We start from the raw sequence: 16188 nt of genomic DNA, 5'->3' as shown, positions 1-16188 counted from the left end.
TCCCGATTCTGGTTCGTTAGACATAGAGAGACCACGAGGCGCCCGCGGTCTGCTCACTCCATCCGACGAACCAGGAAAATTTCCCATGGCAATACGCCAGTCTTCATCCTCTCTTGCCGCGCCTTCTGCGCTGAAGTCGCGGCCCGCGCGCTTGCGGTTGACCCTGCATCTTGCTTTGGCGACGGCCGCGCCGCTGGCCGTGCCAGCGACGTCGTGGGCGCAGGCCGCCACCGGTGACGTCGCGTTCGCCATCGCGCCCGCGTCCCTGGACGAGGCATTAGGCCAGTTCGGGGTCGCGGCCAAGACCACCGTCGCCGTGGCTCCGGCCCTGACACGTGGGGTGATGACGCAGGGAGTGACGGGCCGCTACACGGTGGAGCATGGGCTGGCGCGACTGTTGGCCGGCACGGGCCTGGAGGCCGTCGCCAATGCCAACGGGGAAGGGTATCGGCTGCGGCGCGCGCCTCAGACTAGCTCCGGCATGTCCACGTTCGACCCGGTCACGGTCGAGGGCCTGGCCGACACCGCCGTCACCGAAAACTCCGGCAGCTATACCAGCCGGACGGTGACCATCGGCAAAGGCCAGCAAGCCTTGAAGGACATCCCGCAGTCGGTCACGGTGGTGACGCGGCAGCGCATGGACGACCAGAACGCCAATACGCTGGACGATGTGCTGGCCAACAGCACGGGCATGACGCTGTACAAGAGCCCGATGGGCGGAAACTACGTGTTCTCGCGTGGCTTTCGCGTTGACAGCTATCAGTTCGACGGCGTCAACCGGGCCTTCTATTACCCGCAGGCCAACAGCTTTACCAGCAACACCGTGGTCCTGGATCGCGTGGAGATCATCCGCGGCGCCACGGGGCTGCTGCAGGGCGCGGGCACGCCCAGCGCGGCGGTCAACCTGGTGCGTAAACGTCCACTCGCCGAGAACCAGGTGAAGATGAGTACCAGCGTGGGCTCCTGGAACAATTACCGCGCGGACATCGATGCCACCGGGCCGTTGAACGAGTCCGGGTCGTTGCGCGCGCGTGGGGTAGCCAGCTACAACGACCGCGAGTATTTCTACGACGAAGCCAAGAGCCGGACCGGGGTTCTGTATGGTGTGCTGACTTACGATTTCGGGCCCGATACGACGCTGACTGGCGGCGTCAGCTATGAAGAACTGCGATCCACGCCGTTTTTTCACGGGCTGCCGCATTACTCCAACGGCGCCGACCTGGGTTTGAAGCGGTCGACTTCCTTGGGGCAGGACTGGGCGCGTTGGAATGGCAAGCAGACGTCGGCGTTCGCGGAACTTGCGCATCGCTTCAACAAGGATTGGTCGCTCAAGCTGACCGCGACGTCCACGCAGGAATCCAACGATTCGAAATACGCTTTCTCCGATGGCGCGGTGAATCCCTCGACGCTGCTGGGGCCGTCCTTGTATGCCGGTGTGTTCGATTTCTCGACGCACAATAAAGCGCTTGACCTGGATATGGACGGCGCCTTCGACGCGTTCGGCCGCAAGCATACGTTGAGCGTCGGCGCCAGCTTTAACTACCTGACCAGCAAGAACGATTTCGCGCTGGCTCGCCTGAACCGCGCCGTTGATGTCTGGCGACCGGATCATCATGTCCCGGAGCCATCGGACGACTGGCTGCGCGATAACGCCTACCGCGGCGACGCCACCATCGTGAAAATGAAGCAGACCGGCGTCTATGGTGTGGGTCGCTTCAGCCTGGCCGATCCCTTGACGCTGGTGACCGGGGCGCGTGTCAGCTGGTACGAAAACACCAGCCGTTATCGCGATTCAGGGGGGCAGTACTCCGATCCGTATAAGGAAAGCGGTGTCGTCACGCCATACGGCGGGTTGATCTACGCTTTCAATCCGCAGTGGTCGGGCTATGCCAGCTTTGCGGAGATTTACGAGCCGCAGAATGCCCTGGATGCATCGGGGAAGGTGCTGGATCCCATCGTGGGCAAGAACTACGAAGTGGGCGTCAAGGGCGAGCTGCTGGACGGCCGGGTCAATACTTCAGTGGCGGTGTTCCGCATCGATCAGAAAAACCAGGCGCAGGAAGACCTGACGAACGCATGCACACTGGGTGATATTTGCTACCAGTCCAGCGGCAAGGTGCGCAGCCAGGGGGTGGATGCCGAAATCAGCGGTGAGGTGGCCAGGGGATGGCAGCTGTTCGCGGGCTACACCTTCAACACGCTGAAGTTCCTGGACGACACTGAAGTGCTGAACACCAACTTCGGCCGCACGTTCACGCCCAAGCACATCTTAAGGCTATGGACCGATTACCGCTTGCCCGGCGATTTGTCCGCCTTTACGGTGGGGGGCGGCGTGAATTATCAGACCGGCAGCTACACGGAAACGCGCAACGTGCGCGTGTCGCAAGGCTCCTACGCGATCTGGAACGCCCGCGTCGCTTACCAGTTCAACAAGCGCTGGTCGGCGGCGCTGAACGTCAACAACCTTTTCGACAAGAAGTACTACCAGACCATCGGCGCGCCGGGCTGGGGCAGCTTCTACGGAGAATCGCGCAACGCAACCCTTACGCTGCGCGGCAGCTTCTAAGGCTGGATTGGTGCTGCGACGGGTAAGCTTCCCACTGGGCGCTTCAAGGCGCCAGGCGCCCGGCGAAGCAGTCCTTCATCAAGCCATGCATGGCCGCAGCCGCCGGGGATAAGCTGCGGTCGGCCCGGCACAGCATGCCCAGGGTGCGTTCCACGCGCGGCTCGGTCAAGGGCACGAAAACCAGTTGATCCATCCAGGGCGGTAAACCGTATTTGGCCAGTACGGTGACGCCGACGCCGCGTTCTATCATCGACAGCAGCGAGATCATGTTCGACGCATAGAGCGCACATCGCCGTACCGGTTCAGCACATTCCCTGTCCGTCAAACCGCCGTGCGCGGTGGTGCCGATAAGCGTCAGTCCTTCCAGTTGCTCCCAACGCAGACTCTTCTTGCGCGCCAAGGCATGGTCGTGCCTGCACACCAATCCAAACGCATCGGTGATCAAGGGCTCGAAGGTCAGGCCCTTGTCGGCGGAGGTGCCCGCCGTCACGCCAAAATCCACTTCGCCAGCCAGTACCATGCGCGTGATATTGATCGAGTTATCGTCCAAAAGACGTAGCGCGACATTCGGATATTGCTCACGGTACCGGCTTACCAATTCGGGTAGCCAGTTGGTGGCGAAAGCCGTGATCGTGCCCAGGCTCAAGGTGCCGGTTTCACTGCGCGCGTGCCGCTCCAGCGCGTCCAACGTGCTGTCGTGACGGGCCAGCAGATCCCGCATCAAGGGCACACAGTATTGGCCATAAGGCGTCAGCGTGGAGCGGTTGCCTTGCTCCAATAATGGCTGGCCCAGCCGTGCTTCCAGCTGGCGGATCGCCAGGGACAGGGCCGGCTGTGAACGGCAAGCCTTGGCGGCGGCCGCCTGAAAGCTGCCCGTATCGACCACCAGCAGGAAGTACCGGAGTTGCACGGGCGAGATATCTGGCAAGGACATAAAAAATGCGTGGCTATAAGTTTTCCAAATACAAATATTAAAACATTAAAATTTACTTATAAAAGTCGCGTGCGCATACTGCGGGGCTGCCTTGTCCCGCCGAAGCCTGTTGATCGCCTTTGTTCTAAGCCGCCATGACCGATATTGCCCCGCGTGGGACCTTGCCCGCCCATTTCGACTTCTCCTATGTCGATGGCCTGCCGCGACAGGTCATGGATCGCTATTGCCTGTACGTCAACACGCCGGCCGTTACACCCAAGCCTGACGCGCCGCGGCTGTTGTTCGTCCCCGGCGGATATCACGGCGCCTGGTGCTATGCCCATTACATGCGCTATTTCAGCGAGCGGGGCATCGCCTGTGCGGCCATTGATTTCCAAGGACATGGCTCCGCCGCGCAAGGCGCCGATTTCGCGGATGTCACGGTAGCGGAGCTGGGCCGGCAGCTAATCGCCGCGCATGGCGCCTTGCCCGGCCCGTCGGTCATCGTCGGACACAGCATGGGTGCGCTTCCTGCCGCGCTGTGCGCCACGGCTCGGGATGTGGCGGGGCTGGTGCTGATAGCGCCGTCGCCACCCGGCAATCTGCCTGGCGCCAAGTCGGTCACGCCGATGCCGGCTGGCTCGATCTGCCCGATCCCCACGAAAACCCAGGTTCGAGACCGTTTTCTCGGCGTGGCCGATGACGTCGATGTCGCGTCGGTGATGGACCGGTTGACACCCGAAGGCGCCAGCATTCTGAACGACCGGTATCTGCTGCGTGTGGTGGTCGATGCTGCAAGACAGCGCGCGCCAGGCATCTGTATCGAGGCAGGGCGGGACAACCCTGAACGCCATCCCGTTGGACAGGACGCGGCCGTGGCCAGATTCCTGAACCTGGAATTCGTGCATCTGGCTGATGCCGTGCACTGCATGATGTACTCGGATCGATGGGTGGCAAGCGCCCGCGTGATCGAGGGCTGGTACAACAAGACATTCAACTAATAAGTGACGAGATCACGAGGAGACAACATGTTCAACCTGAAGCGGTATCGTGCCGGCCTGGCCGCCGCATTGACGCTGGGGCTGCTGGCGGCCGGCGTGGGCACCGCGACCCTGGCGCAGGCCGCGGACTGGCCGAGCCGGACGATCAAGGTCGTGGCGCCATCGGCCGCGGGCGGTGGCGCGGATCTGATCGCGCGTCTGGTGGCCCGCATCCTGGAGGACAAGCTGAAGCAAGGCACCATCGTCGAGAACCGCGCTGGTGCCGGCGGGATTCTGGGTACAGCCTATGTGCGTAACGCCGCGCCCGATGGCTACACCTTTCTGGTGTCGACCAGTTCCACGCATTCGGCCAATCAATATCTGTACAAGGAACTTCCCTACGACGCGGTGAAGGATTTTGAGCAGATCAGCTTGATCGGCACCTTCGGATCGGTTGCGCTGGTCGCGCCGAACAGCCCGTTCAAGACGCTGCCCGATCTGACGGCGTATGCGTCCGCGCATCCCGATAAAGTGTTTTTCGGCTATTACAGTTCCTCGTCGCAGGTGCCCCCGGAACTGTTGAAGGCGCAGGCCAGGCTGCCGATCAACGGCGTGGCCTACAAGAACGTCACGCAGATCATCACCGACCTGATCGGCGGGCAGATCGATTTTGCTTTCGTGGATTACCTGACAGCGATGGGACCACTCAAGGGCGGCCAGTTGCGGCCCCTGGCGGTGACGGGTACCGAGCGGCAGAGCGCCTGGCCCGATGTGCCGACGATGTCGACGTATCTGCCCGGCTTCAGCGTGGTCGGCTGGTATGGCCTGTCCGCGCCCGCGGGCACGCCGAAAGACATCATCGAGAAAGTGCAGGCCGCGCTGGAGAGTGAACTGAACAAGCCTGACGTAAAGGCCAGGTTCGAAGGGTATGGCGTGTCCATCAAGACGATGGATCACGCTCAATTCACCCAGTTTGTGAAAGACGACCGGCGCAATTGGGCCGAGTGGGTCAAGGTCGCGAAGATCCAGCCGCAATAACGGTCAACCCACTCAAGCGACGGGTCTCCCATAGTGCTGCGGCGTCAACGCTTCGAATGCCAGCGCCAATTGCAGCAGCGCGTTGTCCTGGCCCAGCGACCCGATGAACTGAATGCCTATCGGCAAGCCCGCCGCGTCGAAACCGTTGGGCAGGCTGATGGCCGGGTTGCCGGTCATGTTGAAGGGCATGGTCCACGGGAACCAGTTGCTGCGTATGCCTTCAATGCGCTGGCCGGCGATCTCGAATGGAGAGAACAGGTCCTGATCCAAAGGCAGGGCAGGGCGCAGCAAGGTCGGCGTGACCAGGATGTCGGCATTTTCCAGCAGGTTTTCGACATGGCGGAACAGGCGGGTCCGGCTGAACATGGCGTCCTGATAATCGGCGGCGCTGAAGTGCTCGGCCGATTCGATCTGCCGGATGAAGGTCGCGCTGAAATCGGCGGGACGCTCCTGCACCAGCTTGCCGAAGCGGGAGCGCCACACGGTATGGTTGACGGTCCGCCAGATGGGTTCCACGTCGAATTCGTCGCCTGCCTCGAAGGGTTCGAGCAAGGCACCGGCGCCGGCCATCGTGTCCAATGCGGCCTGGAAGGCGAGTTGGACTGAGGGTTCCACCAGCTTTCCCTTGGGCGCGAGACAGTATCTGATCCGCCGACCGGCGAATGAACCTGTCTTGCCGGCCTCCGCGACGGACGGCGTACCGCGCGCCCGCGACCACGGGTCGCAACCATGCGCGCCCGCCATCGCGTCCAACATCAGAACCGTGTCCATCACCGTGCGCGAAATCGGCGTGACATACGTCTGATTGCCGAAAGCGTCCTGGGCCTGGCTGTGCGGCACTACGCCCAGGCTCTGCTTCAGACCTACAACGCCGTTGACGGCAGCCGGGATGCGGGTGGACCCGCCGCCATCGGTCGCGATGCCGATGGGCCCGATGCCGGCGGCCACGGCGACGGCCGCGCCGCCGCTGGAGCCCCCGCTTGAATGCGCGGCACTCCACGCATTGCGCGTGTCGCCGAACAAGGGCGACCGGGTAATGCACTGGCTGCCGAACTCCGGCGTGGTGGTCTTGCCGAAAAGCACCGCGCCCGCGCGCTTCAAGCGCGCCACGGCCACGGCATCCTGCTCGGGGATGTGGTCCTTGTAGGCGAGGGTGCCATAGGTGGTACGGACACCGGCAGTGTCCACCAGGTCTTTCGCGGCGTACGGAATGCCGTGCAGCGGGCCCAGGTAGCGGCCAGCCATGATCTCCTGCTCGGCGGTTCGCGCAGCGTCAAGCGCTTCATCGCCGCACAGGGTGATAAAGCAATTGAGCGCAGGCTGAAGGCGTTCGGCCCGTTCAAGCGTGGAGCGCGTGAGCTCGACCGGCGATAGTTGTTTGCTGCGGATCAGCTCGGACAGCTCGACGGCGGACAGGTAATGCAGATCGTTCATGATTTCCTCGTGACGGGTAGCCAGCTTACGACCATGTCGATGGTCTTCTGCACATGCGTGAGCGCCAGGCGTTCAGCGGAAGCGGCATCGCCGTCCGCGATGGCCTGCATGATCGCCGTATGCTCCTGCACGGCATCGGCCGCGCGCTCGTGCTTTGCCCCAGGACGAAAAACCTGCGACGTCATGTAGATGGTCGGGATCTGGCGGATCACATACTCGTTGCCGCTCAATTCAAAGATGCGGGTGTGGAAGTCGACGTTGGCAGCGGTGTATTCGCCGATGTCCCAAGGTTCCAAGGTCTGGCGCTGACGTTCCAGAACCGGCTGCAGCTCGGCGATGGCGCGGTCGGCGGAACACGCCGCGGCCAGTCGCGCCGCCAGGCCATCGAGCACCTGGCGCACCTGATAAGCATCCAGGATCTGACGTGGTCCGGCGTTGATGACATTCACACCGCGGACGGTGTCGGCCGTGACCAGGCCTTCCTGCTCCAGAATGCGCAGCGCTTCGCGCAGCGGCGTGCGGCTGATGCGCAGCGTCTCCGCCAATTCGACCTGACGTAGCGGCCGGCCCGGCGCGTACTGGCCGCTGTAGATCCGCCCGCGAATCACACGTGCGACTTCTTCGACCAGGCGTGGACGCTCGCGCCAATCAAAATTCTCTTCCAGGCGATCCATGGGGTAAGTCCCAATGTAGGTACAAATGCGGCCCGCTTAGTATCTCAAAAAATACTGGACTCTGGATCCAGAATCCACAAATCCTAGGGGAAACACCGTGAGCCTGCCGAAGATGTCGAGAAAACTTCATACCAAACTCATAGCGGCCGCCGCTGTGTTGGGCCTGTCGTCCGCCATGTCGGTGCGCGTCGCGGCCGCCGTGGATGCACCTGCGGACTTGCCGCAAGGGCTGATCAAGATCGTCGTGGGCTTTGCCCCCGGCGGCGCGGCGGACCTCACCGCCAGGGCCTTCGCGGAGCAGTTGTCCAAAGAAGGTGTGAAGGAAGTCATCGTCGACAACCGCCCAGGAGCCTCCACTCGCATCGCCAATAGCTATGTGCAGCGCGCTGCCCCCGACGGCTTGACGTTGCTGTTGGCGACCTCGCCGTCCTTCACCATCTATCCCTACACGTACAAGAACCTGGGCTACGACGGCGAGAAGGACTTCCGTCCGATCGCGCTGCTGGTGGATATTCCCACGGCCATCGTGACGGGCGCGGACCAGCCCTACAGCAACATGAAGGAATACGTGGCATGGGCCAAGGCCAATCAGAAACAAGCCACCATAGGCCTGGCGGCGCAAGGCAGTTCAGGCCAGCTGGGTTCGATTGCGCTGGGCAAGGACATCGGTGTCGATTTCGCGCCCGTTGTCTATAAGGGTGCCTCGCCCATGCTCGTGGATGTGGTCAGCTCGCGCGTCTCCATGGGTTGGGATGCGGCCGCAAGCATGATGCCCTTGTATCAAGGGGGCAAGATCAAGTTTCTTGGGCTGAGCGGGTCCGATAGGCTGGCGTCCTTGCCCAACGTGCCGACGGTGAAGGAGCAGGGGTTTCCGCAGTTCGAAGCGGCGACCAGTTTCTACGCCATCTTCGCGCCGGCCGGCCTGCCCGACAAGACGGCAGCGGCCTTGGAGAAAGTATTCCTGAAGGCCGCTCAGGACCCCGGCCTGGTGAAGCGCTTGCAGGAGAACGGTCTGGTCGTGAAACCGATGGACCATGCGCAACTGGCGCAACGCGTACGAAAGGAAAAAGCGTTCTGGGAGCCTGTCGTCAAGCAATCCGGCATCCAGTTCGAATAAACCTGACTGACATCGGACGGTGCCGGCGCATGTCCGGCAGCACAGGAGCCCAAGCATGGATTTGATGGATCTCAGCGCGCGCGAACTGGCCAGCCTGATCAAGCGTAAGCAGGTGACGCCAGTGGAAGCGGTGCAGTCCGCGCTGGCGCGCATGGAGGCCCGCCGGGACTTGAACGCCTTCATTACCGAAACGGCCGACCTGGCGCTGGCAACCGCGCGAGCCGCGCAGGACAAGGTGATGCGCGGCGAACCCCTGCCGCCCTTGCACGGCGTGCCCTATTCGGTGAAGGACCTGACGGCCACCGCCGGCGTAAGAACGACCATGGGTTCCTTGATTCACGAACACCATGTGCCCGACTACGACGCGGTAGCGGTTGCGCGGGCGAAGGCCGCGGGGGCCATCCTGATCGGCAAGACGACGACACCGGAGTACGGGCACAAACCCTACGCCACGGCGCCTATCTTCGGACGCACCTACAACCCGATCAACCGCGATTACACGCCAGGCGCGTCGAGCAGCGGGGCGGCCGTGGCCGTCGCGGCCGGCATGGGGCCGCTGGCCCTGGGCACCGATGGCGGGGGCTCCATCCGCATTCCGGCATCTTGCTGCGGCATCGTCGGAATGAAGCCGACCCTGGGCGCGATTCCGCATCTGCAGGCGCCGGATCTCTACTCGCCGAATTCTTATATCGGCCCCATGGCCAGGGACGTCGCGGACACGGCGCTGTTCTTCGATGTGCTGGAAGGGCTTGATCGCGGCGACCCCTACGGCCAGGCCGGCAAGCCCGCCGCGCGGCCGGCGCCCTTGTCACTGCAGGGGCTGCGGGTTGCGTGGTTGCCGACGGCGGGGAATCCGGTGGACCCGGAAGTGGCGGCGATCACCGAACAGGCTGTTCGTGCGATGGAGCAAGCGGGCGCCATCGTGGAAACGGTGTTCATCGATTTCGTGGCCCTGGAAAAGCATTTCCTGGTGATCCATCGTGCCAGCGCGGCGGGCCGCATCGGTGCCAATCTGGAAAAATTCCACGACAAGATCGACCCGACCCTGGTCGAGGCGGTGCTCCAGGGCCGCGAACTAAGCGCCGTGGCGGTAATGGAAGCTGGTTATGCGCGGACGGATTATTTCCGCAAAGTGGAGCGGATCCTGGCGACGGCCGACGTATTGATCTCGCCGACCCTGTCCGCACCTCCCATGCATATCGACACCAATCTGGATGGCGAAGTGGAAATCGCGGGACAGGCGGCCGGAACGGTACGCGGGGCCTGGTATCCCTATACCTTTCCAATGAACCTGACGGGTCATCCGGCCTTGTCCATGCCTTGCGGACGCAATTCCAAGGGGCTGCCGATAGGGCTGCATCTATGCGGCCGCTGGCACGACGATCGTTACCTGCTGGGGGTTGCGCATCTGGTCGAAGAGACCCTGGCGGGATGACGCGCGCCCGTCAGCTGCCCGACGAAGGGTGATGCACCTGGCTGAACTTGAACAGTCGCTCCACTTCAGCCAGGTTCTTCGCCGCGCGCTTGCGGTTCTTGATCAATACCTCGGAGCACAAGGCGTTGACCAGCGACAGGCCACCGGTCAGCGAGGTCGCCGTGCTCAGCACCGACGTATGCACGGGCAGCAGCACGTCGGCCACCGCGGCGGTGGGCGACATCGGCCCATCCGTGATGGCGATCAGCTTGGCGTTGGCTTCGTGCGCATATTGCATGGCGGACACGGTCAGCCGCGCATGGCGGGGAAAGCTGATGCCGATCAGCACATCCTGCACGCCGATATCCTGGATCGGCTCCAGCGCTTCCCCGGCCACCGCGTTCACCAGCACCACATTGCCCAACATCTGATGCAGCTGGAAATACAGGGAATGGGCCAGACAGAAGGTGGTGCGCAGACCGATGATGTAGATGGTACGGGCGTTGGAAATGAAATCCACGGCCCGGTCCATCAGGGCAGGGGAGATGCCCCGTTCCGTCCGCAAGATGTCTTCGATATCCTGCTGGAACAGCTGCGAGTAGGGCCGCGCTTCGTGCTGGCGCTCGCGCGAGCTTATCTCCAGGCGTTGCAGCGGTTCCAGATGCCGGCGGATATCGCTTTGCAGGTCGCGCCGGAAAGCGGGGTAGCCCTTGTATCCCAGCAGGATGGCAAACCGGGTCACGGTGGATTCGCTGATGCCCAGGCGTTCGGCCACCCTGGCCGCCGGCAGCATGGCGACGTCCTCGGGCTTGTCCAACACAAACTGCGCGACGGCACGGGCGCCGTCGCTCATCTTGTCGAGGTTCTTGCGGATGCGGTCGTTGAGCTGGGAAGTAGCCATGGTGTGAAGGAAGCAGGCGCTGGCGGGTGTAGCAGGTTGGCGAAGAATAGCAGATGGAATAAATGAGAACGGCTGGCAAAAGCCAGCCGTTCAGCGGAACTTCCAGGGTTCTCAGGGGCGGCTTATTTCTGCGCCAACCCCGCCGCTTCGATCAAGGGACCCAGGGTCTTGTCGCTCTGTTCGAACTGCGCTTGCAGTTCCTTGCCGCTCATGGACTGCGGGATCATCGCCATGCTTTCCATCACGCGCTGGAACTCCGGATCCTTGACCGCCTGCGCCACCGCCGTCTCCAGCTTCTTGCGCACGGACTCGTCCAGGCCATTGGGCGCCGCCAGGCCCGTCCAGACGTCGGCGTCCCACTTGAAGCCCGACTCACGGATCGAAGGCACGTCCTTGATCGCGGCGATCTTCTGCGACGAGAAAGACGCCAGGAAACGGATCTTCCCGGACAGGACGTAGGGCAGGGCTTCGCCGGCCAGGGTGGCCACCTTGATCTGGCCGCCGAGCATGGCCGTCAGGATCTGCGCGCCGCCGCCATAGGTGACGTACTCCGTCGTCAGGCCCCGCTCCTTCAACATGCGCGCCGTCGCCAGGTGCGTGCCCGCGCCCAGGGTGGTGATGCCGAACAGAACCTTGCCCGGATGGGCCTTCATGTCGCCCAGCAGGTCATCCAGCGTCTTGTAGGGAGAGTCCGCCGGCACGGCCACGTAGAGCGTGGTCAAGGCGTAGTTGGCGATCATGGAAAAGTCTTTGTGCGGATCGTAGGCCACCGTCTGCATGTGCGGTGCGATCACCGCATTGGGCGGCATGAACACGCCCAATGTGTAGCCGTCCGCCTTGGCGCGGGCCACCTGGCCCAGCGCGATAGCGCCGCCTGCGCCCGGTTTGTTGACGATGACCACCGACGCGCCGGGCAGGGTCTTTTCCATGGCTCGGCCCAGGGCGCGCGCCGTGACGTCGATCGATCCGCCCGGGCTGAACGGTACGTACAGCTGGATGGGATGAGACGGATAGCCATCCGCGGGAGACGCGGCGTGGGCAGTGGTGAAGAGCAGGCCCGCACTGATCAGCAGGCTTCTGCTCCAGGTAGTGAAGCGACTCATAAAACTTCCCCTTGCTTGCAAGATCATGAGATAAAAAAATCATCTCAAGTATCTTGATGATTGAATTTAAGCTTTTGTTCCGGCAAAGCTACACACCTGAATCGAATCGATAAAGCAGGGGATTACCCTAGATATATCGTCGCAAGTCAGGAATAAAGTGGACCATAGCGTTGGCTGTCATGCAAGAAAAAAATCATCATTATTGTTGTAAAGACAAAAAACTTGCTTCAGAATTGAGCCTGAATCAAGCAGCAGGGCCAGGCCCGCAACCAGGAATCACCATGAAGCTCAATCAAATGCGCCTTTCGTTGGGCGTGGACATCGGCGGCACGTTCACCGACATCGTCGTGCTCGACGAAGCCTCCAACCGCGTCTGGTCGTTCAAGGAACTGACGACGCCGCAGGCGCCCGCGCAGGGCGTCATCCGGGGCATCACCAAGCTGTTCAAGCGCGAGGGCTTCCAGATGGCGCAGGTGGGCCGCGTGGTCCATGCGACGACGCTGTTCACCAACGCCCTGATCGAGCGGCGCGGCGCCAAGGTGGGTTTCATCACCACTGCGGGCTTCCGTGACCTGGTGGCGATCGGCCGCGAGCGCAAGTACGACATCTACGATCTGGAGATCGAGATGGTGGCGCCGCTGTGTGATCGCGATGCCTGCTACGAAGTGGGCGAGCGTATCGATGCCACAGGCGCGATCATCGCGCCCCTGGACGAGCAGGGCTTGCTGGTGGCGGCCGAACGGGCGCTGGCCGACGGCTGCAAGAGCCTGGCGGTGGGCCTGATCAATGCCTACGTGAACCCCGCGCATGAGGCGCAGGCCCGGCGCGTGCTCGAGCAACGCTATCCGGACGTGCCGTTGTCGATCTCGCATGAGATCGCCAACGAGGTCCGCGAATACGACCGCTTCTGCACGGTCATGGCCAATGCCTACATCCAGCCGCTGGCCATCGGCTATCTCAACGTCCTGGCGGGCGAGCTGCGCCAGATGGGGCTGACTTGCCCCTTGTTCGTCATGCGCTCCAACGGCGGCTTGACCACGCTCGAAGATGCGGCGCGTTCGCCCATCCAGTTGCTGGAATCCGGTCCCGCCGCGGGGACGCTGGCGGCAGCCTATTTCGCCAAGTCCTGCGGATCGGAAAACTTCGTGGCCCTGGACCTGGGCGGCACCACGGCCAAGCTGTGCGCGGTGGAACACGGCGAACCGCTGATCTCCCACGTTTTCGAGGCCGCTCGCGAGAAGCGCTTCACCCCTGAAAGCGGTTTGCCGATTCGCATCCCCACGGTCGACCTGATCGAAATCGGCGCCGGCGGCGGCGGTATCGCCCGCGTCGACAAGCTTGGCCTGTTGAAGGTGGGGCCCACCAGCGCCGGCTCGGAGCCGGGGCCGGCTGCCTACGGACGTGGTGGCGATCACCCGACGGTCAGTGATGCGAACCTGTTGTTGGGCTATCTGAACCCGGGCTACTTCGCCAATGGCGAAATCGCCCTGAATCGCGATCGCTCCGAAGCCGTGTTCGACCGCCTGAGCCGGCAACTCGACGTCACCATGGATGCCGCCGCTTGCGGCGTGCACGACCTGGCAAACGAGAGCATGGCCGCCGCCGCCCGCGTGCACGCGGCGGAACGGGGCCAGGATCCTTCGCGCCTGTCCCTGCTGGTGACGGGGGGGGGCGGTCCCATTCACGGCGGTGGTGTCGCCCGCAAGCTGAAGATTTCAACGCTGATCTGTCCGGCCGCTGCCGGCGTGGCGTCGGCGATCGGCCTGGTGCTGGCGCCGGCGCGCGTGGATCGCGCGCGCTTCCTGGGCGCCAAGCTGTCGGAGCAATCCTTGCCGTCCATCCGGGCCGCGTTCGCCAGCCTGGGCGACGAGGCCGCCACCCAGGTTGCCGGCATGCTGCCGGGCCAAGGCCAGCCGCAACTCACCTACGTGGCGGAGATGCGCTATGCCGGGCAAGGTTTCGAACTGTCCGTGCCGCTGACCGAAGCGTTGGCCAGCGCGGATCCGGTCGCGGCGATACGCGCCGGCTTTGAGGCCCAGTACAGCGCCGTGTTCGGTCAGACCCTGGCCTGGGGCGCCATCGAACTCATCATGCTGCGGGTCACGGCCAGTTTGACCCTGGTCGACGCAGCCGCCGTGCTCAGCTTCCCTGAATCGACTTCCGAGTCCGGCGCCGACAGCAGCGGCAGCGCCAAGGTTGCCGAGCGCGATATCCTGATCCCCGGCGACAGCGCCCCGTGCCGCGCGAGCGTCTACCGCTGGTACGCCATCGCGGAAGGCCAGGAAGTCGAAGGCCCGGCCGTAGTGGAACAGCCTGGTTCGACCCTGGTCCTGGCGCGCGGCGACAAGCTCAAAATGGGCAAGGGCGGCACCGCCATCGTCAGCATTGCCGGCGCGACGTCCCACAACAAGCAATTCGACAGTGTCAGCCTGGAAATCTTCTGGCGCCGCCTGATCGCCATCGTCGACGAGGCCGCCGCCGCGCTGGTGCGCACGTCCTTCTCCACCGTGGTGCGCGAGTCGGACGATTTCTCCGTGGTGCTGACCGATGCGCAGGGTAACGCCCTGGCGCAAGGCACCAAGAGCATCCCCGTCTTCATCGGCAGCCTGCCGCGCACGGTGCGTCATTTCATCGAGCATTTCGGCGTGGACAACATCCACGAGGGCGATGTCTACGTGACCAACGATGCCTGGCTGGGCACGGGCCACCTGTCCGACATCAACGTCGCCGCGCCCATCTTCCACAACGGCCAGCTGGTGGCCTTCGCGGCCAGCACCGCCCACGCGGTGGACATCGGCGGCAATTCCAACGCCTACGCGATCCCGGACATCTTCCAGGAAGGTTTCCAGATTCCCATCATGAAGCTGAAGGACCGTGGTGTCGTCAATGACGCCATCGTTCAGCTCCTGTCGAAGAACGTGCGGGCGCCCGATCAGGTGGTGGGCGATCTGTTCGGGCAGATTTCCGCGCTGAGCGTCATCATCCGCCGCGTCAAGACGGTGATGCAGGAGTGGAACCTGGACCACCTGCAGGACTTTGCCCGCGAATCGTTCGCGCGTACCGACACCGCCACGCGCAACAGCATCCGCGCGATTCCCAATGGCACGTATCCGGCCAGCCAGCTGATGGACGGCCTGGGCACGCCGCTCAAGCTCAATGCCAAGGTGATCGTGGAGGACGAGCGCGTCACGGTCGATTACGAAGGCACCGCGGACGAGATCCGCGCGGCGCTGAACGTCGCCTTTTGCTATACGCATGCCTTCACGGTCTACGCCTTGAAGTGCCTGCTCGACCCGGACAGCCCCAACAACGAAGGCTCGTTCCGCTCGCTGGACGTGCAGGCCCCGCAAGGCAGCATCCTGAACCACAGCTTCCCGCTGTCAGGGGGCAACCGCGCCACCGTCGGCCATTACCTGCCATCCCTGGTCTTCCAGGCCCTGGCGCCCGCGCTGCCGGCCAAGGTCCAGGCCAGCGCCGGGGCACCGATCTGGGCCATGCTGATCAAGGGCAAGACGGACGACGGCGAGAACGTCATGGTCAAGGGGTTCTTCAACGGTGGGGTAGGCGGCTCGCGGGCACGCCATGGCCTGTCGACGCTCAGCTGGCCCAGCAATATTTCGGGCGCGCCGGTGGAGGTGCTGGAACGCCTGGGACCGGTGCGCGTCAATTACCGCCGCCTGCGTGCCGGCTCGGGCGGGCAGGGCTGGCACCGTGGGGGCGACGGCGTCGATATGGAGTTCGTGATCACGCGCCCCGGCACCTACACGCTGAATATGGTGGGCGATCGCGTCCACCACGGCGCGCCAGGCTTGTTCGGCGGCACCGAGGGCCAGACCGGCCAGGCGCTGTTGAACGGCTTGCAGGTCGACCTGCGCAAGAGCCATGACCTGAAAGCCGGCGATGTGCTGATCGTGCGTACGCCGGGTGGCGGCGGCTTCGGTGAGCCCGGCTGGACCGAAAGCGACGCGCGCGCCATTGCTGGCGCGTAATCCCCTGACTGATATCCGGCGGCCCGGCCCTTGAACGGCAGGGGCCGCAACCTGAACAA

Annotated in this window: 11 protein-coding genes; 6 read left to right on the top strand and 5 right to left on the bottom strand. The window is 63.5% G+C overall.

All coding sequences use genetic code 11. From position 1 onward, the window contains the following. Nucleotides 1–85: 85 nt before the first annotated feature. Nucleotides 86–2566, top strand: a complete 2481-nt coding sequence (locus ASB57_RS11540; protein WP_057652362.1) for a TonB-dependent siderophore receptor — start codon at nt 86–88, stop codon at nt 2564–2566. A gap of 43 nt (nt 2567–2609) precedes the next feature. On the opposite strand, the gene ASB57_RS11535 is transcribed toward ASB57_RS11540, so the two are convergent. Next, nucleotides 2610–3500: a LysR family transcriptional regulator gene (locus ASB57_RS11535; RefSeq protein ID WP_057652361.1), complete on the bottom strand. Its 891-nt coding sequence runs from the start codon at nt 3498–3500 to the stop codon at nt 2610–2612. A gap of 134 nt (nt 3501–3634) precedes the next feature. Between ASB57_RS11535 and ASB57_RS11530 the strand changes: the two genes are divergently transcribed. Both ASB57_RS11530 and ASB57_RS11525 read left to right on the top strand, forming a co-directional pair. Further along, nucleotides 3635–4480: an alpha/beta hydrolase gene (locus ASB57_RS11530; RefSeq protein WP_082621546.1), complete on the top strand. Its 846-nt coding sequence runs from the start codon at nt 3635–3637 to the stop codon at nt 4478–4480. A 27-nt stretch (nt 4481–4507) separates the two neighbouring features. Continuing rightward, entirely contained in the window at nt 4508–5497 is a 990-nt protein-coding gene (locus tag ASB57_RS11525; RefSeq protein ID WP_082621545.1) for a tripartite tricarboxylate transporter substrate binding protein, read from the top strand. Nucleotides 5498–5509: 12 nt separating this feature from the next. Here ASB57_RS11525 and ASB57_RS11520 read toward each other — a convergent pair whose 3' ends face one another. Both ASB57_RS11520 and ASB57_RS11515 read right to left on the bottom strand, forming a co-directional pair. After that, the gene (locus tag ASB57_RS11520) at nt 5510–6931 is read right to left on the bottom strand and encodes an amidase (RefSeq protein ID WP_057652360.1); all 1422 of its coding nucleotides are present in this window, start codon (nt 6929–6931) and stop codon (nt 5510–5512) included. After that, on the bottom strand, nt 6928–7605 hold the full coding sequence (locus ASB57_RS11515; protein ID WP_082621544.1) for a GntR family transcriptional regulator: 678 nt from the start codon (nt 7603–7605) through the stop codon (nt 6928–6930). The genes ASB57_RS11520 and ASB57_RS11515 overlap by 4 nt, the downstream gene beginning before the upstream one ends. A 97-nt stretch (nt 7606–7702) precedes the next feature. On the opposite strand from ASB57_RS11515, the gene ASB57_RS11510 reads away from it, so the two are divergent. Then, on the top strand, nt 7703–8722 hold the full coding sequence (locus tag ASB57_RS11510; protein ID WP_231755399.1) for a tripartite tricarboxylate transporter substrate binding protein: 1020 nt from the start codon (nt 7703–7705) through the stop codon (nt 8720–8722). Nucleotides 8723–8777: 55 nt separating this feature from the next. Continuing rightward, nucleotides 8778–10157, top strand: coding sequence for an amidase (locus ASB57_RS11505; RefSeq protein ID WP_057652359.1), 1380 nt, complete (start codon nt 8778–8780; stop codon nt 10155–10157). 10 nt (nt 10158–10167) lie between these two features. Here ASB57_RS11505 and ASB57_RS11500 read toward each other — a convergent pair whose 3' ends face one another. Together ASB57_RS11500 and ASB57_RS11495 are read right to left on the bottom strand one after the other, a co-directional pair. Further along, entirely contained in the window at nt 10168–11037 is an 870-nt protein-coding gene (locus ASB57_RS11500) for a MurR/RpiR family transcriptional regulator (protein ID WP_057652358.1), read from the bottom strand. Nucleotides 11038–11159: 122 nt separating this feature from the next. Further along, nucleotides 11160–12140, bottom strand: coding sequence for a tripartite tricarboxylate transporter substrate binding protein (locus tag ASB57_RS11495; protein ID WP_057652357.1), 981 nt, complete (start codon nt 12138–12140; stop codon nt 11160–11162). Nucleotides 12141–12421: 281 nt separating this feature from the next. Between ASB57_RS11495 and ASB57_RS11490 the strand changes: the two genes are divergently transcribed. Further along, the gene (locus ASB57_RS11490) at nt 12422–16129 is read left to right on the top strand and encodes a hydantoinase B/oxoprolinase family protein (RefSeq protein WP_057652356.1); all 3708 of its coding nucleotides are present in this window, start codon (nt 12422–12424) and stop codon (nt 16127–16129) included. Nucleotides 16130–16188: the final 59 nt, after the last annotated feature.

Source organism: Bordetella sp. N (assembly GCF_001433395.1).
Classification (GTDB): Bacteria; Pseudomonadota; Gammaproteobacteria; order Burkholderiales; family Burkholderiaceae_B; genus Bordetella_C.
Note: the sequence above shows the minus strand (reverse complement) of the source record. Positions and strands in the feature narration are given on the sequence as shown.

Bases quoted from the DNA above. Each gene is read 5' to 3' on its own strand.
- ASB57_RS11505 (WP_057652359.1), top strand. From the start codon at position 8,778: ATGGATTTGATGGATCTCAGCGCGCGCGAACTGGCCAGCCTGATCAAG.
- ASB57_RS11490 (WP_057652356.1), top strand. From the start codon at position 12,422: ATGAAGCTCAATCAAATGCGCCTTTCGTTGGGCGTGGACATCGGCGGC.
- ASB57_RS11495 (WP_057652357.1), bottom strand. From the start codon at position 12,140: ATGAGTCGCTTCACTACCTGGAGCAGAAGCCTGCTGATCAGTGCGGGC.
- ASB57_RS11520 (WP_057652360.1), bottom strand. From the start codon at position 6,931: ATGAACGATCTGCATTACCTGTCCGCCGTCGAGCTGTCCGAGCTGATC.
- ASB57_RS11500 (WP_057652358.1), bottom strand. From the start codon at position 11,037: ATGGCTACTTCCCAGCTCAACGACCGCATCCGCAAGAACCTCGACAAG.
- ASB57_RS11525 (WP_082621545.1), top strand. From the start codon at position 4,508: ATGTTCAACCTGAAGCGGTATCGTGCCGGCCTGGCCGCCGCATTGACG.
- ASB57_RS11530 (WP_082621546.1), top strand. From the start codon at position 3,635: ATGACCGATATTGCCCCGCGTGGGACCTTGCCCGCCCATTTCGACTTC.
- ASB57_RS11540 (WP_057652362.1), top strand. From the start codon at position 86: ATGGCAATACGCCAGTCTTCATCCTCTCTTGCCGCGCCTTCTGCGCTG.
- ASB57_RS11535 (WP_057652361.1), bottom strand. From the start codon at position 3,500: ATGTCCTTGCCAGATATCTCGCCCGTGCAACTCCGGTACTTCCTGCTG.
- ASB57_RS11515 (WP_082621544.1), bottom strand. From the start codon at position 7,605: ATGGATCGCCTGGAAGAGAATTTTGATTGGCGCGAGCGTCCACGCCTG.